The 25,479-nt window shown below is 61.3% G+C and carries 27 protein-coding genes; 19 read left to right on the top strand and 8 right to left on the bottom strand.

What is annotated here, in order from left to right; all coding sequences use genetic code 11:
- Positions 1–40: 40 nt before the first annotated feature.
- From M5B44_RS02210 to M5B44_RS02225, 4 genes are all read right to left on the bottom strand, one after another.
- On the bottom strand, positions 41–799 hold the full coding sequence (locus tag M5B44_RS02210; RefSeq protein ID WP_248738108.1) for a collagen-like protein: 759 nt from the start codon (positions 797–799) through the stop codon (positions 41–43).
- Complete coding sequence (locus M5B44_RS02215; protein ID WP_248738109.1) at positions 792–1,070, bottom strand: DUF1145 domain-containing protein; 279 nt, start codon at positions 1,068–1,070, stop codon at positions 792–794. The genes M5B44_RS02210 and M5B44_RS02215 overlap by 8 nt, the downstream gene beginning before the upstream one ends.
- Before the next feature lie 163 nt (positions 1,071–1,233).
- On the bottom strand, positions 1,234–1,956 hold the full coding sequence (locus tag M5B44_RS02220; RefSeq protein ID WP_248738110.1) for an OmpA family protein: 723 nt from the start codon (positions 1,954–1,956) through the stop codon (positions 1,234–1,236).
- A gap of 88 nt (positions 1,957–2,044) precedes the next feature.
- Positions 2,045–2,740 carry an OmpA family protein gene (locus tag M5B44_RS02225; protein WP_248738111.1) on the bottom strand — a complete coding sequence of 232 codons (696 nt, stop codon included), beginning with the start codon at positions 2,738–2,740 and terminating at the stop codon, positions 2,045–2,047.
- A 199-nt stretch (positions 2,741–2,939) separates the two neighbouring features.
- On the opposite strand from M5B44_RS02225, the gene M5B44_RS02230 reads away from it, so the two are divergent.
- From M5B44_RS02230 to M5B44_RS02245, 4 genes are read left to right on the top strand one after another with little or no spacing between them, the layout of a single operon-like run.
- Complete coding sequence (locus M5B44_RS02230) at positions 2,940–3,437, top strand: DUF6231 family protein (protein WP_065261926.1); 498 nt, start codon at positions 2,940–2,942, stop codon at positions 3,435–3,437.
- Between the two features lie 4 nt (positions 3,438–3,441).
- A complete protein-coding gene (locus M5B44_RS02235) occupies positions 3,442–3,918 on the top strand; it encodes a YchJ family protein (protein WP_248738112.1) in 477 nt (158 codons plus the stop codon).
- Positions 3,919–3,959: 41 nt separating this feature from the next.
- Positions 3,960–4,445 (top strand): LEA type 2 family protein, encoded by a 486-nt coding sequence (locus M5B44_RS02240; protein WP_248738113.1) that lies wholly within the window; start codon positions 3,960–3,962, stop codon positions 4,443–4,445.
- Positions 4,446–4,450: 5 nt separating this feature from the next.
- Positions 4,451–4,657: an SEC-C metal-binding domain-containing protein gene (locus tag M5B44_RS02245; protein WP_007955014.1), complete on the top strand. Its 207-nt coding sequence runs from the start codon at positions 4,451–4,453 to the stop codon at positions 4,655–4,657.
- A 78-nt stretch (positions 4,658–4,735) separates the two neighbouring features.
- Here the strand turns inward: M5B44_RS02245 and M5B44_RS02250 are convergent, their stop codons facing one another.
- The gene (locus M5B44_RS02250) at positions 4,736–5,293 is read right to left on the bottom strand and encodes a cysteine hydrolase family protein (protein WP_248738404.1); all 558 of its coding nucleotides are present in this window, start codon (positions 5,291–5,293) and stop codon (positions 4,736–4,738) included.
- A gap of 139 nt (positions 5,294–5,432) precedes the next feature.
- On the opposite strand from M5B44_RS02250, the gene M5B44_RS02255 reads away from it, so the two are divergent.
- The 11 genes from M5B44_RS02255 to pdeM all read left to right on the top strand — a co-directional run bounded on the left by M5B44_RS02255 (position 5,433) and on the right by pdeM (position 19,120).
- Complete coding sequence (locus tag M5B44_RS02255; protein ID WP_248738114.1) at positions 5,433–6,077, top strand: glutathione binding-like protein; 645 nt, start codon at positions 5,433–5,435, stop codon at positions 6,075–6,077.
- Positions 6,078–6,221: 144 nt separating this feature from the next.
- Complete coding sequence (locus M5B44_RS02260) at positions 6,222–8,672, top strand: penicillin acylase family protein (RefSeq protein WP_248738115.1); 2,451 nt, start codon at positions 6,222–6,224, stop codon at positions 8,670–8,672.
- A gap of 125 nt (positions 8,673–8,797) precedes the next feature.
- Entirely contained in the window at positions 8,798–9,832 is a 1,035-nt protein-coding gene (locus tag M5B44_RS02265) for a ligase-associated DNA damage response exonuclease (protein ID WP_248738116.1), read from the top strand.
- The gene (locus tag M5B44_RS02270) at positions 9,829–11,514 is read left to right on the top strand and encodes an ATP-dependent DNA ligase (RefSeq protein ID WP_248738117.1); all 1,686 of its coding nucleotides are present in this window, start codon (positions 9,829–9,831) and stop codon (positions 11,512–11,514) included. The genes M5B44_RS02265 and M5B44_RS02270 overlap by 4 nt, the downstream gene beginning before the upstream one ends.
- Positions 11,515–11,733: 219 nt before the next feature.
- The gene (locus M5B44_RS02275; RefSeq protein ID WP_065259277.1) at positions 11,734–12,516 is read left to right on the top strand and encodes a transporter substrate-binding domain-containing protein; all 783 of its coding nucleotides are present in this window, start codon (positions 11,734–11,736) and stop codon (positions 12,514–12,516) included.
- A gap of 57 nt (positions 12,517–12,573) precedes the next feature.
- Positions 12,574–13,302, top strand: a complete 729-nt coding sequence (locus M5B44_RS02280) for an ABC transporter permease (protein ID WP_065259276.1) — start codon at positions 12,574–12,576, stop codon at positions 13,300–13,302.
- Positions 13,299–14,009 (top strand): ABC transporter permease, encoded by a 711-nt coding sequence (locus tag M5B44_RS02285; protein ID WP_085712925.1) that lies wholly within the window; start codon positions 13,299–13,301, stop codon positions 14,007–14,009. Before M5B44_RS02280 ends, M5B44_RS02285 begins: the two co-directional genes overlap by 4 nt.
- Positions 14,010–14,021: 12 nt before the next feature.
- Positions 14,022–15,140, top strand: a complete 1,119-nt coding sequence (locus M5B44_RS02290) for a succinylglutamate desuccinylase/aspartoacylase family protein (RefSeq protein WP_248738118.1) — start codon at positions 14,022–14,024, stop codon at positions 15,138–15,140.
- Positions 15,141–15,153: 13 nt separating this feature from the next.
- The gene (locus tag M5B44_RS02295; protein ID WP_085712923.1) at positions 15,154–15,918 is read left to right on the top strand and encodes an ABC transporter ATP-binding protein; all 765 of its coding nucleotides are present in this window, start codon (positions 15,154–15,156) and stop codon (positions 15,916–15,918) included.
- 59 nt (positions 15,919–15,977) lie between these two features.
- Positions 15,978–18,464: a ligase-associated DNA damage response DEXH box helicase gene (locus tag M5B44_RS02300; protein WP_248738119.1), complete on the top strand. Its 2,487-nt coding sequence runs from the start codon at positions 15,978–15,980 to the stop codon at positions 18,462–18,464.
- Positions 18,464–19,120 (top strand): ligase-associated DNA damage response endonuclease PdeM, encoded by a 657-nt coding sequence (pdeM, locus tag M5B44_RS02305; protein ID WP_248738120.1) that lies wholly within the window; start codon positions 18,464–18,466, stop codon positions 19,118–19,120. Before M5B44_RS02300 ends, pdeM begins: the two co-directional genes overlap by 1 nt.
- Before the next feature lie 39 nt (positions 19,121–19,159).
- Here the strand turns inward: pdeM and M5B44_RS02310 are convergent, their stop codons facing one another.
- Both M5B44_RS02310 and dcd read right to left on the bottom strand, forming a co-directional pair.
- On the bottom strand, positions 19,160–19,369 hold the full coding sequence (locus tag M5B44_RS02310) for a hypothetical protein (protein WP_065259270.1): 210 nt from the start codon (positions 19,367–19,369) through the stop codon (positions 19,160–19,162).
- A gap of 106 nt (positions 19,370–19,475) precedes the next feature.
- A complete protein-coding gene (gene dcd, locus M5B44_RS02315; RefSeq protein WP_007954988.1) occupies positions 19,476–20,042 on the bottom strand; it encodes a dCTP deaminase in 567 nt (188 codons plus the stop codon).
- 354 nt (positions 20,043–20,396) lie between these two features.
- Between dcd and M5B44_RS02320 the strand changes: the two genes are divergently transcribed.
- Together M5B44_RS02320 and M5B44_RS02325 are read left to right on the top strand one after the other, a co-directional pair.
- Positions 20,397–20,606, top strand: coding sequence for a cold-shock protein (locus tag M5B44_RS02320; RefSeq protein WP_002554837.1), 210 nt, complete (start codon positions 20,397–20,399; stop codon positions 20,604–20,606).
- A gap of 131 nt (positions 20,607–20,737) precedes the next feature.
- Positions 20,738–22,192 carry a toxin-antitoxin system YwqK family antitoxin gene (locus M5B44_RS02325; RefSeq protein WP_248738121.1) on the top strand — a complete coding sequence of 485 codons (1,455 nt, stop codon included), beginning with the start codon at positions 20,738–20,740 and terminating at the stop codon, positions 22,190–22,192.
- A gap of 60 nt (positions 22,193–22,252) precedes the next feature.
- Here the strand turns inward: M5B44_RS02325 and M5B44_RS02330 are convergent, their stop codons facing one another.
- Positions 22,253–23,260: a DUF481 domain-containing protein gene (locus tag M5B44_RS02330; protein ID WP_134825700.1), complete on the bottom strand. Its 1,008-nt coding sequence runs from the start codon at positions 23,258–23,260 to the stop codon at positions 22,253–22,255.
- Between the two features lie 165 nt (positions 23,261–23,425).
- On the opposite strand from M5B44_RS02330, the gene M5B44_RS02335 reads away from it, so the two are divergent.
- Together M5B44_RS02335 and M5B44_RS02340 are read left to right on the top strand one after the other, a co-directional pair.
- Entirely contained in the window at positions 23,426–23,779 is a 354-nt protein-coding gene (locus tag M5B44_RS02335; protein ID WP_248738122.1) for an MGMT family protein, read from the top strand.
- Between the two features lie 43 nt (positions 23,780–23,822).
- Positions 23,823–25,382 carry an AmpG family muropeptide MFS transporter gene (locus M5B44_RS02340; protein ID WP_114881691.1) on the top strand — a complete coding sequence of 520 codons (1,560 nt, stop codon included), beginning with the start codon at positions 23,823–23,825 and terminating at the stop codon, positions 25,380–25,382.
- The last annotated feature ends 97 nt before the right edge of the window (positions 25,383–25,479 follow it).

Consider the following 25,479-nt stretch of genomic DNA (forward strand, 5'->3'; position numbering starts at 1 on the left):
ATCGTTCCCGCAGCGCGGGAACGATCAGACAGCGATTCGCTTACAGGCGCTGAACCGTAACCGAACCCGCCGCACCGGCCGGCCCCGGCTGCCCGTCAACCCCCGGCTTGCCGTTCTTGCCGCCATCGGCGCGATACACCAGGCAGCCCTTGGACTTGCCACCGGCGCCCGGTTTGCCACCCGGCCCTGCCGCCCCGCCGGCACCACCGGCCACGTCGACCTTGATCAGCTCCGCCGGAAACTCCCGCGGCACTTCCAGTCGCACCAGCGCGCCCGGCGCACCAGGCTGGCCGTTGCTGCCATCACTGCCGTCGAAGCCGTGCCCGGCCTGGCCCCAGGTGCAGCCCGGTTCCTGACCGTTGGCCCCGTCGAGCCCGACAAAGCCCGGTGCACCGGTGCCGCCACGGGCATCGACGATCAGCCGTGGAGCCTCCAGCGTCTTGAATTGCAGGTTCAGGTTACGCCCGGCGCGAGCCGCTTTTTCATAAGTACCCGGCGCGCCGTGGGCCGTGATGCGGCTCCCGTCGGCAAACCGGGCGCGGATGACTTTCATGTCCAGCGCCTGTTCACTTGGCACGATCGCAATGCGCGCCTCGTGGCCCAGCTGCAATTCGCCGACGCTCAGCTCGGTCACGTTCGAGGGCACCAGCAAGGTGCCGTAATCGGCGACCACCAGTTTTTCCAGCTGCAACGTGCTGGCCGTGTTGGGCAGACGCATCAGGGAGTTGGCTTCGACACTGACCACCTGGGCACAGGCCAGGGGACTGATGAATGCAGCGAGCAGGCAGAGTTTACGCATGGGAAGCCTCCGGAGCGGCCGGGGCCGGGATGGTTTGCAGGTGGAAAACGCCGAACAGCAGGACACGGCCACGATCACGCCATGGGTGCGGCCGCGCCTTGAGGCTGGCGTTGCACAGCAGCACTTCAAGGAGGTGGATGGCCAGCAGCAGGACGCCAGCCAGATTGACCAGCAGATGCAACGGATGAACAAACGGTACCAGCTGATTGGCCAGTACCACGCAGCAGAACACCAGGGTCAACAATCGCCCCAGCCCACAGAACACCTTCATACGCTCCCCCGTGTTGCGAATTATTCTTTGGGCGCACAGTAACGGCTTCCGTACGGGATAAGCCAGAGGGGCAAATAAAAAAGTTCCGGGCACTCGTCGGATGGCTGCCGGTTCGACGTTGATCGTCGACCGACAGCTCTAGCCTGCGGACTACAGAAGATTCCTAGCGATTGATGTGCAGTTCCACACGACGGTTTTGCGCGCGCCCTTCTTCGGTCTCGTTGTCGGCAACCGGTTCGCGCTCGCCGCGCCCTTCACTGGTGAGTTTTTCCGGCGCCAGCCCCTGGCTCAACAGATAGGCCGCCACGCTGCTCGCGCGACGTTCCGACAAAGCCTGGTTGTAGGCATCGGTGCCCTTGCTGTCGGTGTGGCCGATCACCTTGATGCTCACCACGTCGGCATTGCGCAACTTGTCCATCAGCGCATCCAGCTGGCTTTTCGCGGCCGGGGTCAGGTCGGACTTGTCGAACGCGAACAACACGTTGCCGGCATCGCTCAGGGTGATGACTTCGGATTGCGGGGCCGGTTCGGCCGGTTTCTCGGTGACCGGGTATTGCGGCAGCGGACAGCCGCGATGATCGACCGGTGTGTTCGGTGGAGTGTCAGGGCAACGGTCGCGGCGGTCGAACACGCCATCGCCGTCTTCGTCGCCATCCTGGGCATAACAGATCAGCCCGCCGGTGAGGATACCCAGTGCCGCACCGCCTGCGGCCCAGCCACCGTTTTCAATGGCGCCGAGACCGCCGCCGACCAGTCCGCCAATGACGCTGCAGATCGGCCAGGTACGTTGATTGAGGGGGGCAGTGCCATCGCTGTGGGTAGCGCAGCCGGTCAACAGGCTGCCTGCCAGCAGCACCGGTAAGACGGACCGTGAGAGAACACTCATATGAAAGCTCCTGTGTCACCGGCCCATACCGGTTACACAGGAGTAAAGACCCGCATCCTCGACTGCACAAGCCGCGGATGCGAGGGCATCAACGCTCGATTTTGATTTCCGTGCGACGGTTCAGCGCGCGGCCATCGGCGGTTTTGTTGTCCGCCACTGGCTGGCTTTCACCGGCACCGGTCACCGAAACGAAGCTGGAACGTGGCACACCGTCATGGATCAGGTATTCCACCACCGAGTGCGCCCGACGATCCGACAGTTTCTTGTTGTAGGCATCACTGCCCACGCTGTCGGTATGACCGGTCACGGTCAGCCGCGCTGTGCTCGATTCCTGTTTCAGGCGCGTGGCGACCTTGTCGAGCACCAGCTTGTCGGAAGGCGTCAGGGTGGCTTTGTCGAACTGGAAGTGCACATCGCGGATGACGATGGTTTCTTCCTTGACCACTACAGCTTCTTCAACCACGGGTGCAGGGGCCGGGAATGGGCAGCCGTCTGCGTCGACCTTGGTGCCGCGAGGCGTGTGCGGGCACTTGTCGCGACTGTCCGGCACACCGTCGCCGTCTTCATCGCCATCACCGTGCACCCAGCAATAGGCTGCCGCCGTACCGCCGACCAGCAACGCGCCGTAACCGGCCCAGGACGAGCTTTCCGTCGCCCCGAGACCCGCGCCGACGACACCACCGACTGCCGCACAGGTCGGCCAGTCGGTTTTCTGCAAACCTGCGCAACCAGTCAACACACTGGTTAGCAGAACCAAGGGTAATGCTGTCCGAACTATGCTCATCTAGTTTTCTCCTGAGGGATCGGCTTAGAACCGATTCAGGGAGTAAAGACCGGAGTTTTAATCTCCGCCAGCAATAGGCCACTGCTGTTTGCGAGCGTGTTCACAGGGCTTCAATGCATTTGCCGCAAACCCGCAGAACAGAGATCTAGGCCTTGACGCTCGGGCAGGCTAGTCTTGGCGATCTGATTGAGGAGCTTCGATGAACGTCGCGATTTCTTCCCGCACGCCACAGCAGGCACTGGCCGCTCTGCTCGACCGCTACGCCCCGGCACGTCTGCTGCTGATCGGCGCCAGCGAATTTCCGGCGCTGGCCGCTTTCAAGGATGCACATCCGGACACTTGCGTCGCCCACGCCGCGCCCGGCGCCTTGCCCGCAGACCTCGCCGCACAGCGTTTCGACCTCGCGCTGGTGGTCGATTGCCTGGAGCATTTGCCCAAGCGTGATGGCCTGAATCTGCTCGGCGGGATCCGCAACCTCAACGCCAGCCGCATTGCCGTGCTGGCCGACCTGCCGGCCAGTGGCTGGCAGGAAACCGATTTCTATTCTCTGGCTCTGCAGGCCAGCGAACGCTTCGCCCGGGATGAGCAGGTGCTGACCCTGTTCACCTATGATCTGCTTGACTACAAACAAGTCCCCGACTGGCTCAACTCGCGGTTCTGGGCCAATCCGGAAAACTTCGGGAAATACTGGTGGTAATGCAATGAGTACAGCCATTTGCCCCTGCGGCAGCGGCAACCTGCTGGATGCCTGCTGCGGCCATTATCATGCGGGCCATCCGGCTCCGTGCGCCGAAGCCCTGATGCGTTCGCGCTACAGCGCCTATGTGCTGGGCTTGATCGATTATCTGGTGGCGACCACCCTGCCCGCCCAGCAGGCCGAGCTGGATCAGCAGTCGATCAGCAACTGGAGCGCATCGAGCACCTGGCTCGGCCTCAACGTCGAGAGCTCGGAAGTCTTCGGCGGCCAGCCGGAACACGCCTTCGTCACCTTCACCGCGCGCTGGCACGACAGTCAGGGTGAGCACAGTCACCGCGAGCGATCTTCGTTCGTACAGAACGGCGGGCGCTGGTACTTCATCGATCCGACCGTACAGCTCAAGCTCGGGCGCAACGACAGCTGCCCTTGCGCCAGCGGGCAGAAGTTCAAGAAGTGTTGCGCGGGCTATTTCGGCGCGTGAGGTGAGTGGCGACTAGACTGGGCGCAAAAGGGAGTTCTGCGATGGTCGGTCAATGGCACACATTCAAAGCCTTCACGCTGCTGTTGTTTCTGGGGCTCGGCGGCTGTGCCTCATGGTTCGCCGACGACACCCACGACCCCGCCGTGCACCTGGTGAAAGTCGAAGTGGTGCGCGCCAAATTGCTCGAACAGAAATTCATCCTGCACTTTCGCATCGACAATCCCAATGACAGCGAGCTGACCGTGCGCGGCCTCGAATACCGCGTACATCTGGCGGACATGCTGCTGGCCGAGGGCGAGCATGAACACTGGATCACCGTCGGCGCCAAAAGCAGTGCTTTCTATAAGGTGCCGATCCGCACCAACCTGTGGCCGAAGGTCAAGGACGTGGTGAAAATGCTGAAGAATCCGCACCAGCAGGTTCCCTACCGGCTGCAAGGCGAGATGGAAACCGGTTTATTCATCGCTCACTACGTGCACCTGGAACGCAATGGCGTGATAATCCCCGCCGATTTGATTACGGAGTGACCCCGATGACCCAGCAACCTCATGTCCATGGCCCTGACTGCAACCACGATCATGACCATCACCACCATGATCACGACCATGGCCATGTCCACGGCCCGAACTGCGGCCACGCCCACCAGGAACCGGTGCGCAACGCCCTGAAAGACGTCGGCCGCAACGACCCTTGCCCGTGCGGCAACGGCAAGAAATTCAAGAAGTGCCACGGCGCTTGATGTTTCGGGCGGACATTCGTTTCGCCCGTTAGATCGCTATCGCGGGCCAGCTCGCGATAGCACTCTCCTCCGCAGCTTTCAGCCTGCTGCCAGAACCTGCTCGGTATCGACCACCGTCGCATACTCCCCATCCAGATTCCCCAGCGACATGGCATGCACCTCTTCAGCCGTACGCAACGTACCGAAGTAATCAGCCTTGTCGAAGGTAAAGCACGCATCCTCCGCCACCCACGCCTCGAACCCCAGATTGCCCGCCGTGCGCGCCGTGGACTCCACTGAATTGTTCGTCGCCACGCCGACAATGACCAGTTGCCCGATCCCGGCCTCACGCAACTTCACTTCAAGCTTTGTTGCACAAAACGCGTCCGGCACCTGTTTCTGGATCAACCACTCGCCGTCCTGCGGCAGAAACCTATCCTGAAATTCCACCCCGGACTGTTCTGGCCAGAACACTGAATCCGGCGAGCGCGACAAGTGCTGCACGTGAATCACCATCCGCCCGCTGCGCCGCCAAAAGCTCAGCAGGTCGAGGATCCGCTCTTCGGCCAACGGATTGTTCCGCCGCCCCAGACGCGGCTCCAGAATCCCCTTTTGCTGGTCGATGATGATCAGTGCAGCGTTGGCCTGAAGCTCCATGGCGATTTTTCTCACGCGCGGTCATTGAATTTCCCGTACTTGAGCATCACCTCCTGTCACTAAGCAAGCTATCGAACGCACACAGGACAACCTGAAGCCGGCGTTTGCTGTCCGTACCCTTCCTGATTTGGAGCTTTCCATGATCGACCTGTATTACTGGACCACGCCCAACGGCCACAAGATTTCCCTGTTCCTCGAAGAGGCCGGCCTGCGCTACGACGTGCACCCGATCAACATCAGCCAGGGCGAGCAGTTCCAGCCGCACTTCCTGAAGATCGCGCCGAACAACCGCATCCCGGCCATCGTCGATCATGAGCCGGCCGATGGCGGCGAGCCGTTTTCGCTGTTCGAGTCCGGGGCGATTCTGTTGTACCTCGCGGAAAAGACCGGAAAGTTCCTGCCCAAGGATCTGCGCAGCCGTCAGGTGGCGCTGCAATGGCTGTTCTGGCAGATGGGTGGGCTGGGGCCGATGGCCGGGCAGAACCATCATTTCAGCCAGTTCGCCCCGGAAAAAATCCCCTACGCGATCAAGCGCTACATCGATGAAACCGCACGTTTGTACGGGGTGCTGGACAAGCAGCTGGCCAACCATGAGTTCGTCGCCGGCAGCGAATACAGCATCGCCGACATGGCGATCTACCCGTGGATCGTCTCGCACAAATGGCAGAGCCAGAATCTGGAAGACTTCCCGAATGTGCTGCGCTGGTTCAACCACATCAAGGATCGTCCGGCGACCGTGAAGGCCTACGCGCTGGTGCAGAAGATCAATCCGCCGAAGGCTTGAGTGACCCGGCCTGATCGTTCCCGTACGCGGGAACGATCAACGGGAAGAAATAACCGCTTGCCCCGCTTGCGCGGCCCCCTCCTGCTCACTAACGTAGCGGCTTTATTGCGCCCCCAGCCTCTACACCCCCGCAGGAGCTTTGCCATGGCCTCGCCAGCCCTTTCACATTTTCTTCCCCGGTTCGGCGTTGCCGCAGCAGTGACCGGTGTCTTGAGCCTCTCCGGTTGCCAGACCTGGAACGCTCAGGATTCCCTCCCGCCGACCTCCGGTGTGCAGCCGCTCAAGGGCCTGGCGCAGAACGTTTCGGTACGCCGCAATGCCATGGGCATGCCGCTGATCGAAAGCAACAGCTTCCACGACGCGCTGTTCGCCCTCGGTTATGTGCACGCCAGCGACCGCATCAATCAGATGGTCACCCTGCGCCTGCTGGCCCAGGGCCGTCTGGCGGAAATGTCCGGCGCGTCGATGCTCGACGCCGACCGCTACATGCGCGCCGTCAACCTGAAGAAAAGCGCCGGCGAGCTGTACAAGGCCTCGTCGCCACGGCTCAAACGCTTCTTCGAAGTCTATGCGCGCGGCGTCAACGCCTACCTGTTCCGCTACGCCGACAAGTTGCCGGGGGATCTGGCTTCCAGCGGCTACAAGCCTGAATACTGGAAACCGGAAGATTCGGCGCTGATTTTCTGCCTGCTGAACTTCAGCCAGTCGGCCAACCTGCCGGAAGAAATCGCCTCGCTGGTGCTGGCGCAGACCGTCACTACCGACAAGCTCGCCTGGCTGACCCCCTCCGCCCCCGATGAAAACCTGCCAGTAGCCGAAGCCGACAAGTTGCAAGGCATCAAGCTCAACGGGCAGATTCCCGGCTTGAGCGAACTGAGCAACGCCAGCGAACAACTGGCGGCGATGAACCTGCTCGGCGCCAGCACTTCGAACAACTGGGCGATTGCCCCGCAACGCAGCCGCAGCGGCAAGAGCCTGCTGGCCAGCGACAGCCATGGCCCGCTGGCCGCGCCGTCGCTGTGGAGTTTCGTGCAGATTCACGCACCGAAATACCAGGCCGCCGGCGTGACCGTGGCCGGTCTGCCGATGGTGCTAGGTGGTTTCAACGGCAAAGTGGCGTGGAGCGCGACCAGCGTCTTCGGCGACAACCAGGACCTGTTCCTGGAAAAAATCCGACGCCAGGGCAGCAGCCTGACCTACGAGGTCAACGGCAAATGGCAACCGCTGGGCGTGCGCAACGAAACCTACTTCGTCAAAGGCCAGCGGCCGATTCGCGAGGCGGTGTACGAAACCCGCCACGGCGCATTGCTCAACAGCGCTCAGGCCGCTGTACAGGGTGCTGGCTTCGGTCTGGCGTTGCAGACGCCGAGCTTCACCGACGACAAATCCCTCGATGCGTTTTTCGATCTGAGCCGCGCGCAAACCGCTGAACGCGCCTCGGACGCCAGCCGGGAAATCCGTGCCATCGCGCTGAACCTGGTGTTTGCCGACGCCAGCAATATTGGCTGGCAGGTCACCGGGCGTTTCCCGAACCGCCGCGAAGGCGAAGGCCTGCTGCCGTCGCCGGGCTGGGACGGTCGCTACGACTGGGACGGTTACGCCGACCCGATGCTGCACCCGTACGATCAGGATCCGGCGCAGGGCTGGCTCGGCACAGCCAACCAGCGGGTCATCCCTCACGGCTACGGCATGCAGTTGTCCAACTCCTGGGCCGCACCGGAGCGTGGCGAGCGCCTCGCGGAACTGGCCGGCAGCGGTAAACAGGACGGCCGCAGCATGATCGCCATGCAGTACGACCAGACCACCACCTTCGCCGCCAAGCTGAAGAAGATGTTCGAAGCCCCGGGCATGGCGCAGCCGCTGAAACAGGCGATCGACGCCCTGCCGGAAGCCGACCGCAGCAAGGCACGCGAGGCTTACACCCGCTTGATGGCGTTCGACGGCAAGCTCAGCCCGACCTCCGCCGATGCGGCGATCTACGAGTTGTTTCTGCAGGAAAGCATGAAGCAGATCTTCCTCGACGAACTCGGCCCGCAGAACAGCCCGGCGTGGAAAGCGTTTATCGCCAACGGCGACTTGTCCTACTCGGCGCAGGCCGATCATTTGCTGGGCCGCGAGGACAGCCCGTTCTGGGACGACGCCCGCACGCCGCAGAAAGAAGACAAACCGACGATTCTCGCCCGCAGCCTGGCAGCGGCGATCAGCGCCGGCGACAGTCAACTGGGTGGCGACCGCAAAGCCTGGCAGTGGGGCAAACTGCATCGCTACGAATGGAAAAACGCCAACGGCCAGACCGTTCGCGGTCCGATCGCAGCGGGAGGCGACCACACCACCCTGAACACCGCGGCATTTGCCTGGGGTCAGGACTTCAACACCACCCGGGCGCCGTCGATGCGTTTCATCGTCGACTTCAGCCAGAGCGAACCGCTGATGGGCCAGAACGGCACGGGGCAATCGGGTAACCCGGCCAGTCCGAACTACCTCAACGGCATCGATCCCTGGCTCAAGGGCCAGTACATCGGTCTGCCGATGCAGCCGCAGAACTTTGAGCGAGTGTATGGGAAGACGCGGTTGACGCTGACTCCAGGCAAGTAAATGCGATCCCCGTGTGGGAGCCAGCCCGGCTCCCACACGGGTTTTGCAATGACCCGCAAAATCAATCGAACTTCTGACTTCGCCCAAACCTCATAGCTAACAAGTCCCTCCATTCCGGTAACGCCATGGACCTTGTTATCGCCCGCCCCGAAGGCCTGTACTGCCCCGCCGGGGACTTCTATATCGATCCGTGGCGTCCGGTCGAGCGCGCGGTGATCACCCATGCCCACGGCGATCACGCCCGCACCGGCAACGCACACTATCTGGCTGCCAGCGCCGGCGAAGGGATTCTGCGTGCGCGTCTGGGTCAGGACATCAACCTGCAATCACTTGAGTACGGCCGGCGCCTGACCCACCACGGTGTCACCTTGAGTTTTCACCCTGCCGGACACGTTCTGGGCTCGGCTCAGGTGCGACTCGAATACGGCGGTGAAGTCTGGGTCGCCTCCGGCGACTACAAGATCGAACCCGACGGCACCTGCGCGCCGTTCGAACCGGTGCGCTGCCACACGTTCATCACCGAATCGACCTTCGGCCTGCCGATCTACCGCTGGCAGCCGCAGGCGCAGGTGTTTGGCGAGATCAATCAGTGGTGGCAGGCCAATATTGCGTCGGGCAAAACCAGCGTGCTGTTCTGCTATTCCTTCGGCAAGGCCCAGCGCATCCTCCACGGCATCGACGAAACCCTCGGCCCGATCCTCAGCCACGGCGCGGTGGAACCGCTGAACCGGGTCTACCGCGAGGCCGGCGTGTATCTGCCGCCGACGATCTACGCCGGCGACGTGAAGAAAAACGATCCGCTGATGCGTCAGGCGCTGGTCATCGCCCCGCCTTCGGCGGGTGGCAGCAGCTGGATGCGGCGTTTCGGCGACTACAGCGACAGCTTCGCCAGCGGCTGGATGCGCTTGCGTGGCACCCGTCGGCGGCGCGGCGTGGATCGCGGCTTCGTGCTCTCGGATCACGCCGACTGGCCCGGCCTGTTGTGGGCCATCGAACAGACCGGTGCCGAACGGGTGATGGTCACCCACGGCTCGATTGGTGTGCTGGTCCGCCACCTGCGCGAAAAAGGCCTGGATGCCCAAGGCTTCAACACCGAATACGGTGATGATGAACAGGACAACCTCGCCACCGAGCCAGTCGTCGCCGAGGTACAACCATGAAAGACTTCGCCGGGTTGTATGCCGAACTCGACGCTACCACTTCCAGTAATGCGAAACTCGCGGCCATGCAGGCCTACTTCGCCCAGGCGGAACCGCAAGATGCCGCGTGGGCGGTTTACTTTCTGTCCGGCGGGCGACCACGACAACTGGTGCCGGTACGGATCCTGCGCGAACTCGCCGTCGAAGTGTCCGGACTCACGCCGTGGCTGTTCGAGGAGAGCTATCAAGCGGTCGGCGATCTGGCGGAAACCATTTCGCTGGTCTTGCCGGAAAATCCGCACACCTCCGAGGCGGGCCTCGCCGAATGGATCGAGCACAAGCTGTTGCCGCTGCGCGGAGAAACCCCGGAATACCTTGCTCGTCAGTTGCCAGCGCTGTGGGCGCAACTGGACCGGCCGAGCCTGATGCTGTGCATCAAACTGATCACCGGCAGCTTCCGGGTCGGCGTGTCCAAATTGCTGGTGACCCGTGCCCTGGCCTCCATGGCCGGGCTGGACAGCAAACGCGTGGCGCAACGGCTGGTGGGTTACACCGACTTGTCCAACCGGCCGGACGCCGCCAGCTATCTGAAACTGATCGCCCCCGAGTCCAGCGACGAACACGCCCAGCGTGGCGGCCAGCCGTATCCGTTCTTTCTCGCCCACGGCCTGTCGCAACCGGTCGAGCAGTTCGAAGACTTGCTCGGCCCGGCCAGCAACTGGCAGGTGGAGTGGAAATGGGATGGCATCCGCGCGCAGGTGGTCAAGCGTGACGGGCGGTTGTGGATCTGGTCCCGGGGCGAGGAACTGGTGACCGAACGCTTTCCCGAACTCGACTCGCTGGTTGAGGGCTTGCCTGACGGCACGGTGATCGACGGCGAAATCGTGGTCTGGAAAAACACCCGGCCTGACGCCGAAGCCTTTGATCCGGATTCGACGGCGCCACCGGCGGTGCAACCTTTCGCCCTGCTCCAGCAACGGATCGGTCGCAAGACTCTGGACAGGAAGATCCTTGAAGACGTACCGGTGGTGATCCTCGCCTACGATCTTTTGGAGTGGCAGGGCGAAGACTGGCGCAACCAGCCGCAGATCAAACGACGCGAGCAACTGGAACAGGTCATCGCCCGCTGCAACAACCCGGTGCTGCTGCCCTCCCCGGTGCTGACCGGCAGCGACTGGTTCGACCTCGCCCGGCAGCGCGAGGCCTCCCGGCGACTGGGGGTCGAAGGCATGATGCTCAAGGCCCGCGACGCGATGTACGGCGTCGGCCGCACCAAGGACATGGGCGTGTGGTGGAAATGGAAGGTCGATCCGTTCAGTGTCGACGCCGTGCTGATTTACGCCCAGCGCGGCCATGGCCGGCGCGCCAGCCTCTACAGCGATTACACGTTTGCGGTGTGGGACGGGCCACCCGGTTCCAGCGCCCGCGCACTGGTGCCGTTCGCCAAGGCCTATTCCGGCCTGACCGACGAGGAAATGCGCGAAGTCGACAGCATCGTGCGCAAGACCACCGTGGAAAAGTTCGGCCCGGTCAGCAGCGTGACACCGAGCCTGGTGTTCGAACTGGGTTTCGAAGGCATCGCCCTGTCGCGCCGGCACAAGAGCGGCATCGCCGTGCGCTTCCCGCGCATGCTGCGCTGGCGCCAGGACAAGACCGTGGAAGAAGCCGACAACCTGGCGACGTTGCAGAATCTGCTGGTCTGACTCCTGCCCCGGAAAAGCCCTTCCTGCGCTGAAAGGGTGCATCCGATTTTCCATGCCCGTTTTCGGGCATTCCTCCCGCTGTGCCCGCCCTTCCTACACCTTTTAAAACACTTGTTCGGGACTCTGGTTCGGAAATTGCTACTTTCTATAAGTCGTAAGCGTTCCAGTAACAATAATTCTGCGCCACAAGCGCTCATATTGGTTCTTAGGGATTGAATAATGAAAAAAGCATTGCTGACCCTTTCTGCACTGGCGTTGTGCATGGCCGCCGGCTCCGCGCTGGCCAAGGAATACAAAGAGCTGCGTTTTGGCGTCGATCCTTCCTACGCACCGTTCGAGTCGAAAGCGGCCGACGGCAGCCTGGTGGGCTTTGACATCGATCTGGGCAACGCGATCTGCGCCGAGCTGAAGGTCAAGTGCAAGTGGGTCGAAAGCGACTTCGACGGCATGATTCCGGGCCTCAACGCCAATAAATTTGACGGTGTGATCTCGTCGATGACGGTAACACCGGCCCGTGAAAAGGCCATCGACTTCTCCAGCGAGCTGTTCTCCGGCCCGACGGCCTACGTATTCAAGAAGGGTTCCGGCCTGACCGATGACGTCGCTTCGCTGAAAGGCAAATCCGTCGGTTACGAGCAAGGCACCATCCAGGAAGCCTACGCCAAGGCCGTGCTGGAGAAGGCCGGGGTGAAAATCCAGGCTTACGCCAACCAGGATCAGGTCTACGCCGACCTGAAAAACGGCCGTCTCGACGCCTCGATCCAGGACATGCTGCAAGCCGAACTGGGCTTTTTGAAGTCGCCGGACGGTGCCGCATACGAAGTCAGCAAGCCGGTTGACAGCGAATTGCTGCCAGCCAAAACCGCTGTCGGTATTAAGAAAGGTAACAAAGAGCTGAAGGCGCTTTTAGATAAAGGTATCAAAGCGTTACACGACGACGGCAAATACGCCGAGATTCAAAAGAAACACTTTGGCGATCTGAATCTGTACAGCGGCAAATAATGCACCGGCGCCCATCCTTCGATGGGCGCCTTTTTCATCCGCTCAGGTTGCTGATTTATGTTCGAAAACCTCTTACAAAATCTGGGGCTCTCCGCCTTCAGCCTCAAGGGCTTCGGTCCGCTGCTGTTGGAAGGCACCTGGATGACCATCAAATTGTCGGCGTTGTCGCTGCTGGTGGCCGTGTTGCTCGGCCTGCTGGGCGCCAGTGCCAAACTGTCCAAATCAAAACTGCTGCGCCTGCCTGCCCAGCTCTACACCACGCTGATTCGCGGGGTGCCGGACCTGGTGCTGATGCTGTTGATCTTCTACAGCCTGCAAACCTGGCTGACTGCGCTGACCGATGTCATGGAGTGGGATTACATTGAAATCGACTCCTTCACGGCCGGCGTGATCACTCTGGGCTTCATTTATGGCGCGTATTTCACCGAAACCTTCCGCGGCGCGATCCTCGCCGTGCCAAGGGGTCAGGTTGAAGCCGCCACGGCTTACGGCCTCAAACGCGGCCAGCGCTTTCGCTTCGTGGTGTTTCCGCAAATGATGCGCTTCGCCCTGCCGGGCATCGGCAACAACTGGATGGTGATGCTCAAGGCCACCGCGCTGGTGTCGATCATCGGCCTGGCGGATCTGGTCAAAGCCGCCCAGGACGCCGGCAAAAGCTCCTATCAACTGTTCTACTTCCTGGTACTCGCCGCCTTGATCTATCTGCTGATCACCAGTGCCTCGAACGTCATCCTGCGCTGGCTCGAACGCCGTTATGCCGCCGGTGCCCGGGAGGCCGTACGATGATCGAACTCCTGCAGGAATACTGGAAACCCTTCCTTTATACCGACGGCAACAACATCACCGGGCTGGCCATGACCCTGTGGTTGCTCAGCGCCTCGATCTTCATCGGTTTCATCGTGTCGATCCCGCTGTCGATTGCCCGGGTTTCCCCGCACTTCTACATTCGCTGGCCGGTGCAGTTCTACACCTACCTGTTCCGGGGCACGCCGCTCTATATCCAGCTGCTGATCTGCTACACCGGGATCTACAGCCTGGCCGCCGTGCGCGCCCAGCCGATGCTCGATGCATTCTTTCGCGATGCGATGAACTGCACGATCCTCGCCTTTGCCCTCAACACTTGCGCCTACACCACGGAGATTTTCGCCGGGGCGATCCGCAGCATGAACCACGGCGAAGTCGAAGCGGCCAAGGCCTACGGCCTGACCGGCTGGAAGCTGTATGCCTACGTGATCATGCCGTCGGCACTGCGTCGCTCGCTGCCGTATTACAGCAACGAAGTGATCCTGATGCTGCACTCGACCACCGTGGCGTTCACCGCAACGATCCCGGATATCCTGAAAGTCGCACGGGACGCCAACTCGGCGACCTACCTGACCTTCCAGTCGTTCGGCATCGCCGCGCTGATCTACCTGACCATCACCTTTGCGCTGGTCGGCCTGTTCCGTCTTGCCGAACGCCGATGGCTGGCCTTCCTCGGGCCGACTCACTAGGACCTCTCTGCAATGCGCCACCAGATACATGACCTGCTGGCCCCGCTGCCGGGGACCGCACGACAGATCCACAGCTTTCACTTCGGCCCGGAAAAGGCCAAAGGCAAAATCTACATTCAGTCCTCGCTGCATGCCGACGAACTGCCCGGCATGCTGGTGGCCTGGCACCTCAAGCAGCGCCTGGCGGAGCTGGAAGCCGCCGGCCGCCTGATCAGCGAAATCGTGCTGGTGCCGGTGGCCAACCCGGTCGGCCTCGAACAGGTGCTGATGGACGTGCCGCTGGGCCGCTACGAACTGGAGAGCGGGCAGAATTTCAACCGCTGGTTCGTCGACCTCAGCGAAGAGATCGGCAACGAAATCGAATCGCAACTGTGCGACGACCCGCAGCGCAACCTCGAACTGATCCGCACCAGCCTGCGCAACGCCCTCGCCCGCCATACCGCCACGACTCAGCTGCAATCCCAGCGCCTGACCCTGCAACGCCTGGCCTGTGACGCGGACATGGTGCTGGACCTGCACTGCGATTTCGAATCCGTGGTTCACCTCTACACCACGCCCGAGGCCTGGCCGCAGGTCGAGCCGCTGGCGCGCTACATCGAATCGAAGGCGAGCCTGCTGGCCACCGACTCCGGCGGTCAGTCGTTCGACGAATGCTTCACCCTGTTGTGGTGGCAATTGAAGGAACGCTTCGGCGAGCACTTCGAAATCCCCCTCGGCAGTTTCTCGGTCACGGTCGAGCTGCGCGGCCAGGGCGACGTCAGCCATCCGGTGGCCAGTCGTGACTGTCAGGCGCTGCTCGATTACCTGACTCACTTCGGTGCCATCGCAGGCGCCTCGAAACCGCTGCCGGAGCTACCGCTGCCGGCCACGCCGCTGGCAGGCGTCGAACCTGTCACCACGCCGGTCGGCGGCCTGCTGGTGTACACCGCCACGCCCGGCCAGCATCTGGAAGCCGGGCAGCAAATCGCCGAAATCATCGACCCGGTCAACGATCGGGTTACGCCTGTCCATTGCACCGCTTCCGGTCTGCTCTATGCCCGCTCGCTGCGGCGCATGGCCACCGCCGGCATGGTGATCGCCCACGTCGCGGGCGCCGAAGCCTATCGCAGCGGCTACTTACTTTCGCCTTGAGGATGCCTGTCCCATGTACAAACTGACCGTAGAAGGCCTGCACAAAAGCTATGGCGACCATCAGGTGCTCAAAGGCGTTTCGCTCAAAGCCAAAACCGGTGACGTGATCAGCCTGATCGGCGCCAGCGGCTCGGGCAAAAGCACCTTTTTGCGCTGCATCAACTTCCTCGAACAACCCAACGACGGCGCCATGAGCCTTGATGGCCAGGCGATCCGCATGGTCACCGACCGCCACGGCATGCACGTCGCCGACGCCGAGGAACTGCAACGCCTGCGCACCCGCCTCGCCATGGTGTTCCAGCATTTCAACCTGTGGAGCCACATGACCGTGCTGGAAAACATCACCATGGCCCCGCGCCGGGTGCTGGGTTGCAGCAAGGCCGAGGCCGATGATCGCGCCCGGCGTTATCTGGACAAGGTCGGCCTGCCGGCACGGGTCGCCGATCAGTACCCGGCCTTCCTCTCCGGCGGCCAGCAACAGCGGGTGGCCATCGCCCGGGCCCTGGCCATGGAGCCGGAAGTCATGCTGTTCGACGAACCGACTTCGGCGCTCGACCCGGAACTGGTCGGCGAAGTGCTCAAGGTGATTCAGGGCCTGGCCGAAGAAGGCCGGACCATGATCATGGTCACCCACGAGATGAGCTTTGCGCGCAAGGTGTCGAGCCAGGTGCTGTTCCTGCACCAAGGGTTGGTGGAAGAAGAAGGCGCGCCTGAAGACGTTCTGGGCAATCCGAAAAGTGAACGCCTGAAGCAGTTCCTCAGCGGCAATCTCAAGTAAAACTATTGCCCTGCCGGCGCGGTCACTGAAGGAACACCTTCAGAGCACACGTCGCCGGCATGGGCACTTCCACCGACTTCGCCAGACACTGGTTCAGCGCCCGAGGCTGGAAGCCGTTCGCCTTTCAGAAACAGGTGTGGGCGGCAGTCAAACGTGGGGAATCGGGGCTACTGCACGCCAGCACCGGAGCCGGTAAAACCTACGCGGTGTGGTTTGCCGCGCTCGATCGATTTGCCCGCTCCGGGCCTGCCGCAGAGACAACCCGCAAACGCCCGCCACCTGCCGAGCCGCTGACCGTTTTGTGGATCACACCGATGCGGGCGCTGGCCGCCGACACCGCGCGTGCCCTGCAAACGCCGCTGGATGATCTGCACATCCCCTGGAGCGTCGGCCTGCGCACCGGTGACACCGGCAGCAGCGAACGCGCCCGGCAGAACCGGCGCCTGCCGACCACGCTGATCACCACCCCGGAAAGCCTGACCCTGATGCTCGCCCGCGCCGACGCGCAAACGGCGCTGTCGACCTTGCGCATGGTCGTGGTCGATGAATGGCACGAATTGCTCGGCAACAAGCGTGGCGTGCAATTGCAACTGGCCCTCGCCCGCCTGCGGCGCTGGCATCCGGGACTGATTGTCTGGGGTGTTTCCGCGACGCTTGGCAATCAGTCCCACGCTGAACAAGTCCTGATCCCACAGGGCGGTGGCGTGAGTATTCAGGGGCAAAGCGAAAAAACGCTGCGGGTCGATACCCTGCTCCCACCGCAGATCGAGCGTTTTCCCTGGGCCGGGCATATCGGTCTGAAAATGTTGCCCCAAGTGGTTGCCGAACTGGACGTCTGCGCCAGCAGCCTGGTGTTCACCAATACTCGGGCGCAGTCGGAAATCTGGTATCAGGCCTTGCTGGAAGCACGACCGGACTGGGCCGGTCTGATTGCCTTGCACCACAGCTCGCTGTCCCGCGAGACCCGGGACTGGGTCGAGCAGGCGTTGAAGAATGGTCAACTCAAAGCCGTGGTCTGCACTTCGAGCCTGGATCTTGGAGTGGACTTTCTACCCGTCGAGCGGGTACTGCAGATCGGTTCAGCCAAAGGCGTGGCGCGTCTGATGCAGCGTGCCGGACGTTCAGGCCATGCGCCTGGTCGAATGTCGCGGGTCACCTTGGTGCCAACCCACAGTCTGGAACTGATCGAAGCCGCTGCCGCCCGCGATGCGGTGGCGCAGCGACGGATCGAACCGCGACTGTCGCCGCACAAACCGCTGGATGTGCTGGTGCAGCATCTGGTCAGCATGGCCCTGGGTGGTGGCTTTTTACCCGAGGACTTGTACGAAGAAGTCCGGGGAGCCTGGGCCTATCGCGACCTGACGCTGGCGGAATGGGCCTGGGCGCTGGCGTTCGTACGCCATGGAGGGATGTCGCTGACGGCGTACCCCGACTACCGCCGGGTCGAACCGGATGAGCACGGGATCTGGCGCGTCCCCGATGCCCGGTTGGCCCGCCGCCACAGGATGAGCATCGGCACCATCGTCAGCGACGCCAGCATTCAGCTGAAATTCTGGAGCAAGGGCGGAGGCGGCAAGCAACTGGGCAGCGTTGAAGAAGGCTTCATCGCCCGCCTCAAACCCGGCGACGGTTTTCTGTTCGCCGGACGCTTGCTGGAACTGGTGCGGGTGGAAAACATGACCGCCTACGTCAAACGCAGCACCGCGAAAAAAGCCGCCGTGCCGCGCTGGAATGGCGGGCGCATGCCACTGTCCAGCGAACTGGCTGAAGCGGTGGTCACTCGATTCAGCGCTGCAGCACAAGGTGAGTTTGCCGGCCCGGAAATGCAGGCCTTGCGACCGCTGCTGGAAACGCAGGTGCGCTGGTCGGGTCTGCCGACGGCCGACAGCCTGCTGACCGAAGTGCTGAAATCCCGCGAAGGCTGGCACCTTTTCCTTTACCCGTTTGCCGGACGTCAGGTGCATCTGGGGCTGGCCAGTCTGCTGGCGTGGCGGGTCAGCCAGCGCCTGCCTGTGACCTTCTCGATTGCGGTCAATGATTACGGGCTGGAATTGCTCAGCGCCACGCCGGTTGACTGGTCTGTGCAACTGGATGGCGCTTTGCTCAGTCCCGAGGATTTGTTGAAGGATGTGCTCGCCAGTCTCAACGCGGGTGAGCTGGTGCTGCGCAGGTTTCGGGAAATCGCCCGGATCGCGGGCCTGGTGTTCGCCGGTTACCCCGGCGCGCCAAAAAGCACCCGACAGGTACAGGCCTCCAGCGGACTGTTTTTCGAAGTATTCAAACAATACGACGCCGACAATCTGTTGCTGGCGCAGGCCGGGGAAGAAGTCTTACGGGAAGAACTGGATATTCGTCGACTGGAACAGACGCTGGAGCGAATCAACCAGATGAAACTGGACATGCACCTGATCAAACGTCCTACACCGCTTGGCTTCCCGCTGCTGGTGGAACGCATGCGCGAAAGCATGAGTTCGGAAAAACTCGCCGACCGCATCCGGCGCATGGTCGGCGATCTGGAGAAAACCGCCGACAAGGGTCAATCCTGATGGGCGCGCCCTACCCTGTGCGTCTGGCGGGCGAAGAACTCTGGCTGTTGCCGGAAAAGGCACTGTACTGGCCGGCGCAACAGGCGCTGCTGATTGCCGACGTGCATTTCGGCAAGGCGGCCGCCTACCGGCGCCTGGGGCAACCGGTGCCGCAGGGCACCACGGCGAGCAACATTGCGGTGATCGAACAGTTGCTGGCGAAACTGCCGTGTCGGCAACTGATATTCCTTGGTGATTTTCTGCATGGCCCCGGCTCCCACGCCACCGGCACCTTGCAGGCATTGGCGCAGTGGCGGGCGCGTCATGCCGATCTGCCGATCACGCTGATTCGCGGCAATCACGATAAACGTGCCGGTGATCCACCGCAGACGCTGAACATTCGGGTGGTGCCGGAGCCCTTGCTGCTCGGGCCCTTCGCGCTGCAGCACGAACCCGATCCGCACCCTGAACGCCACGTCCTCGCCGGGCACGTGCATCCGGTCTATCGATTGAACGGCAAGGGGCGTCAGCGTCTGCGGCTGGCGTGTTTCAGGTTGGGAGAGCGCGTCAGCCTGCTGCCGGCCTTCGGTGCGTTCACTGGCGGTTATCCGGTGGAGAAGGAAGACAGCTGTCGGATCTTTGCCATTGGCGACAACGAAATATGGCCCGTCGGCTGAAATCCTGTTCAGGATTCAGCCAACGGGCCATACATTCAATCAAGCGACGGGCGCGGGTGGCGGTTTGTCCGGCAACGTAGGCTCGCCGGGCTCGGTCGGTTCTTCGTTGGGGGTGTCGGGATCAGGCTGGTGAGGAATTCCGCCAGCCAGGGTGACGGGCGGGTGTGCCAACAAGGACCAGGCCAATACGCCAACCTGATTGGGCTCGAGCCTTGCCAGTTCGGCAGTGATTTGCGGATCGATCTTCATGGAGCACTCCTCGGCGAAGGCCCGTCCCGCTGTTCGCGAAACGGGCAGTACACCCCATAGAGTGTCTACCCGCCGAAGAATTCCCGGTAACTGCCGGATGGACGGCTCAGGTCCGTGGCAGGGTCACGCCACGCTGGCCCTGGTACTTGCCGGCGCGGTCCTTGTAGGAAACTTCACACTCCTCGTCGGACTCCAGGAACAGCATCTGCGCCACACCTTCGTTGGCGTAGATCTTCGCCGGCAGGTTGGTGGTGTTGGAGAACTCCAGGGTCACCTGGCCTTCCCACTCAGGCTCGAGCGGCGTGACGTTGACGATGATGCCGCAACGGGCGTAGGTGCTTTTGCCCAGGCAGATGGTCAGGACATTGCGCGGAATACGGAAGTATTCAACGGTCGTGGCCAGGGCGAAGGAGTTCGGCGGGATGATGCAGACATCGCTGTGGACATCGACGAAGCTGCCGGCATCGAAGTTCTTCGGATCGACAATGGCCGAATTGATGTTGGTGAACACCTTGAAATGGTTGGTGCAACGCACATCGTAGCCGTAGCTCGACACACCGTAGGAGATCACCCGGCTGTCGTCGCTGCCACGTACCTGGCGCTCGACGAACGGCTCGATCATGCCGTGTTCCTGCGCCATGCGGCGAATCCACTTGTCCGATTTGATGCTCATGGCGGGGTGTCCTGAATAGCGAGGTGGAAAAAATCTGTCCGGCATCTTACCGGGCGCGCCGCCGGGTTCAAAGTCCAGGGTGCAAATCTCGCCGAACATGCAGGAAATACGCGGCTTCGCGACGAACCGTCACACCGCCGATCCTTAAAACGGAGAAACCTTCGCAAGAAGCATTGGCACGTTCCGGAAAAAGGGTTAAGGTGGCGCCACTGTGCTGCTTGTGTCACTGAGAATCTCTACACGATATGTTGAATTTCGATCCAACCATCTACAAGAATTTTTCCTGCTCTTTGCACTCAGTCTCGGCCAGGGTTCTTCCTGAGTCGCAGTTATCTTTGTTCAAGGAGTTACACCATGTCTAATCGCCAAACCGGTACCGTTAAGTGGTTCAACGATGAAAAAGGCTTCGGCTTCATCACTCCACAATCCGGTGACGACCTGTTCGTTCACTTCAAAGCTATCCAGTCCGACGGCTTCAAAAGCCTGAAAGAAGGCCAACAGGTTTCTTTCATCGCTACCCGCGGTCAGAAAGGCATGCAAGCTGAAGAAGTACAAGTTATCTAACTTGTAGCTTCCTAGCTAAGAAGCCCCGCCCTTAAAAGCGGGGCTTTTTTGTGTCCGCGTATTTAGTTTCCCCCTGTCCGTGCTTCAGCTCTTTATGCTCCGCGCCCTGGAAATCACACGGAAGAAGCAGGATGCAATTCATCTCCTGGAAGGCGTTCAACGCTCTGCTGCTGGTATTCGCACCGCCGCTCAACGCAGACCCACAACCTGATCACGCCACTGTGATCATCGACATGAACCCTCGCGCAACCTATCTGGCTAAGGGGCCCGAGGTAAATGGACATGCCCCCATACAACTAAGAGCCGCAGCGCTACTCACGCTCTCGACGCCGCACACCTGCGGGAGCAACGAAATCTACCTCACGCCAGAGTCAGCGGGCATTCCCGCCGAGTCGTTTCGCCGCGCGCTTGGCGAGATCCAGGATTTGATCGACCAAAAAGTCCCTCTCTTGCTCACTCTTTCGGCTTGCGAGCGAAAACGCGCTTTCTTCGAGAAGGTACGCCCTTGCACAGTGGAAGAGTGTGGCGAGCTGATGACCCATTTAGTCGACGGCAAGCTTTATCTCGATGAACATTTTGCTCCGACCGGCAAAGGCGTGGCTTCCCACTACCTGAAAATGCCCATGCCCTATGACGCCAGTCTCAAGGTCTGGAAAGTGCAAATCTTCAACCTAGAAACCCACACCCTGAGCCGAGACTACTTTGTAGATAACGAAGACTTTGTTTCAGGGACACCCGTCCTTGCGTACAAGTCCTACTATCCAAACGGCACGCTGCATAAAAGCCAACAGAGTGACGCCAGCGGCCAGCGTCAGGGCGAAGCGCTGACATACGACGAAAATGGCACAGTCAACCAGCGAGAGAGCTACCTGAACAACGAACTCGACGGAACGCAAACCATCTACCATGCCAATGGCAAGATTGCCGAATCCTACAAGTGGCACCTAGGCAAACGTGTGGATGGCGAGTACCTGGAGTATGACGAAGATGGAGCCTTGATAGGCCGCACACACTACCGGAACAACGTGTGGGACGGCCCTAGCCTCGGTTACTTCCCGAACGGAAAGCTGCGCTACAGCACCCTTTTCGTGAACGGTAAATCCGAGGGCCCCACCATCCACTACTTTGAAAATGGAACAACACAGTTCACCCGAAACGATGTGAATGGCAAACCGGTTGGCTGGGTAATCGAATATTTCATCGACGGCAAGGTGAAGGAAAAAGCGTTCTATAAAGATGGAAATCGACTCAGCTACGAACAATGGACTCAGCAAGGCGTGCAAACGCTGCAATGGCAGTGGGACGCACAAAATCGCAAGCAAGGGGATTTCAAGCGATGGTACGAGTCAGGGCAACTAAAGGAGCATCAAAAATATCAGGACGATAAGCTTCAGGGCTCATCCGTTACATGGCACGAAAATGGTGAAATGGCATCGTCTGCCGACTACGTAGACGGAAAAGAACATGGCCCAATCCGCTTCTGGAGAGACAACGGCAGTCTGAGCTACGAATGCCAATACCTGATGGGCAAAAAGCTGGAAAAATGTGCCTACATTTCCGCCAACGAAGATAAATCGAAGGAATAAAAACAAAGAAGCCCTGCAATTCTGAAGCTGCTGGGCTTTCTCCCACCTCGGAGTGCGGCGTTACCAGGCCACGCCAAACCCGGCGGTGTAGCGGGTCTTGTTCAGATCCGCATCCTTGGTGCCACTGATGATGTCACGCTCGGCCTTGAGATTGAGCGAGGCCCAGTCCGTCACCTTGTAGCGCAGGCCCACTTCCGAATCCAGGGCATAGTTGGCGACGTCCGACAGCGGCTTGCCAATCTCGCCGGTGGTGAAGAACTGCACCTTCTTGCCGATCAGGTAGCGGTTGTAGTCCCATTTCATGGCGACGGAGTAGAAGTTGTCCGTGCCGCCGTCGCTGTACTCGTAATCGGTGCGGTTGAGCAGCGAGCCGAGGGAGAACGCGCCCAGCTCGTCATCCCAGAACTGATAGCCCGGACCGGTACCGACCACCCGCTGGCGCGACAGCTCTTCGACGTAATCGCGCTTGTAGTTCAACCGCCCCTGCCAGAACCACTTGTCGGTCAGGAAGCGGTCCAGAGCGTATTCGGCACGCCAGTTGTTGGTGGTCACCACCTCATCCTGGACTTCGCGGTTGTACTCGCCCTCGGCGGTATGACGCCAGCGGCCATGGCGCGCCGAGGTCTTGAAGCCGATGTCGTAGTCATTGGTGTCTTTTTCGGCACGCTGATAATCCAGGGCCAGATCGACATTGCCCTTCCAGACCAGATCCTCGACCACCGGCTTGGGCTTGAGAATCTGCTGGATGCTCGCCAGCTCGACGGTTTTCGGCGCTTCGCCGTTGGCCAGGGTGACCTTGCCATCCTCAGCGGCGGTCAGCGACTTGGCTTTCTCGCCGCTGTAGGCGTCCTGCTTGACCAGCAGTTCCTGATCGCTTTCCAGCGTCTTGACCTGTTTCCAGTCGATGGTGACCGCGCCGGCGTACTGGGTCTGGACCAGCAACTTGCCGCCGTCGAACAGGGTGATTTTGCCGCTCAGCTTGTCTCCGTTCTTCAACCAGACGGTATCGGCAAGCAAGGGCGTGGACGCACTGAAGACAGCAAGGCACAACAGGGTTCTGGACAACATAAGCGAATCGGAAACTCGGGGTTGCGAAAAAAGGGTCGGCATTATCCGTAGGAATAATCCTCTGACAAGGAGTGACCCGGCTATTTCTGTTGAGTTCATTTCTCAATTGCCCGATCACGGATTACCCTTTCATCCAGGAATCGACCCTGTTCAGGAACGGCGCACGTGACAGACCCGATACAAGCCTGCGAAAACGATCCGCAAATCCGACGCACGGCACTCTACTCGACCCTTGCCCAGGTACCTGAGGGCAAGGTGGTCAGCTATGGTCAGTTGGCCGAACTGGCCGGGTTGGGGCGCGCCGCCCGCTGGGTCGGCCGCACCCTGAGCCAGTTGCCGGGCGACACCAAGCTGCCGTGGCACCGCGTACTCGGTGCCGGCGGTCGGATCAGCCTGCCGGCAGGCAGCCTTTCGGGTGATGAGCAGCGGGCACGATTGCGTATGGAGGGCGTTACGATCCTGAACAATCGTGTGGATATTCGGCGCCATGGCTGGCGTCCGGTAGAGCACAGCGGTTAGAGTGCGCGCTTTGTTTTCGCAATCTTGAGGCAGACTTCAGCCCATGCCCCGTAAAACCTGGCGCGCCGCGCTCGCCGCCTATGCCAGTCCTTCGACGCTCGTGCTGTTGTTGCTGGGTTTCGCCGCCGGCCTGCCGTACATGCTGGTGTTCTCGACACTTTCGGTCTGGCTGCGTGAAGCCGGTGTAGCCCGCGAGACGATCGGCTATGCGAGCCTGATCGGTCTGGCCTATGCCTTCAAATGGGTCTGGTCGCCGTTGCTCGATCAATGGCGCCTGCCGTTGCTCGGCAAACTGGGCCGACGCCGTTCGTGGCTGGTGCTTGCGCAGTCGCTGGTGATCCTCGGCCTGATCGGCATGGGCTTCTGCGACCCGCAGAAACACCTGTCCTGGCTGATCGCCATTGCCGTGATCGTCGCTTTCGCTTCCGCCACCCAGGACATCGCCGTCGACGCCTATCGCCTGGAAATCGCCGAAGACAACCGACAGGCTGCCCTGGCCGCCAGTTACATGTCCGGTTATCGGGTCGCGGCCCTGCTGGCGACTGCCGGCGCACTGTTCTTCGCCGAAGGTTTCGGTTCCACCGGTTTCAACTACCAGCATTCGGCCTGGACCGGCACTTACGCGCTGTTCGGCGCCTTGATGGTGCCTGCCCTGATCACCACCCTGCTGATGCGCGAGCCGCCAGTGCCGCTGCGTACCCAGTTGCAGGCCGGGCGCTACACCTTCATGCACCAGCTGATGTCGGTGTTCGTGCTGATCGTCCTGCTGGTTTCCGTACCGGCCATGTTCACCCAGCTCTACAACACCGACTTCGCCAGCGTGCTGTTCGGCACCATGAGCCCGCTGGACCTGCTGCTGGAAGACCGGGCATTCCTGCGCGCCATTCTCTATACCCTGCTGACCGGCCTGTGCCTGTCGACCATGGGTCGCCGTGGCCTGGCCCCGGTGCTGACCCCGGTCAACGACTTCATCCTGCGCTACCGCTGGCAGGCCCTGCTGCTGCTCGGCCTGATCGCCACCTATCGCATGTCGGACACGGTGATGGGCGTGATGGCCAACGTGTTCTACATCGATCAGGGCTTCACCAAGGACCAGATCGCCAGCGTCAGCAAGATCTTCGGCCTGATCATGACTCTGGTGGGCGCCGGCATGGGCGGCCTGCTGATCGTGCGCTTCGGGATTCTGCCGATCCTGTTCATTGGCGGTGCCGCGTCGGCAGCCACCAACCTGCTGTTCGTGATGCTGGCGGACATGGGCCCGAACCTGCAGATGCTGGTGGTGACCATTTCCCTCGACAACTTCAGCTCGGGCATGGCCACTTCGGCGTTCGTCGCCTACCTGTCCAGCCTGACCAACCTGAAGTTTTCCGCGACCCAGTACGCCCTGCTCAGCTCGATCATGCTGTTGCTGCCACGCCTCATCGGCGGCTACTCCGGGGTCATGGTGGAGAAGTTCGGCTATCACAACTTCTTCATCATCACGGCCGCGCTCGGCGTGCCGACCCTGGTACTGATCGCCCTGCACTGGTTCCAGGAGAGTCGCCGCGAAGGCCCGACACCGACACCGGAACCCGTGTCGACGCCCGTCGCCGAAGAGTCGTAAGACATCTCGCACCCGGCGGGAGGGTTTCCGCCGGGCCTGCACTTCTGTACGTCGGCAACTCTCGCCGGTACACTGCTCCGTCATTTCCAGTCATAGC

It is taken from the genome of Pseudomonas sp. MWU12-2029 (assembly GCF_023242425.1).
Taxonomy (GTDB): domain Bacteria; phylum Pseudomonadota; class Gammaproteobacteria; order Pseudomonadales; family Pseudomonadaceae; genus Aquipseudomonas; species Aquipseudomonas kribbensis.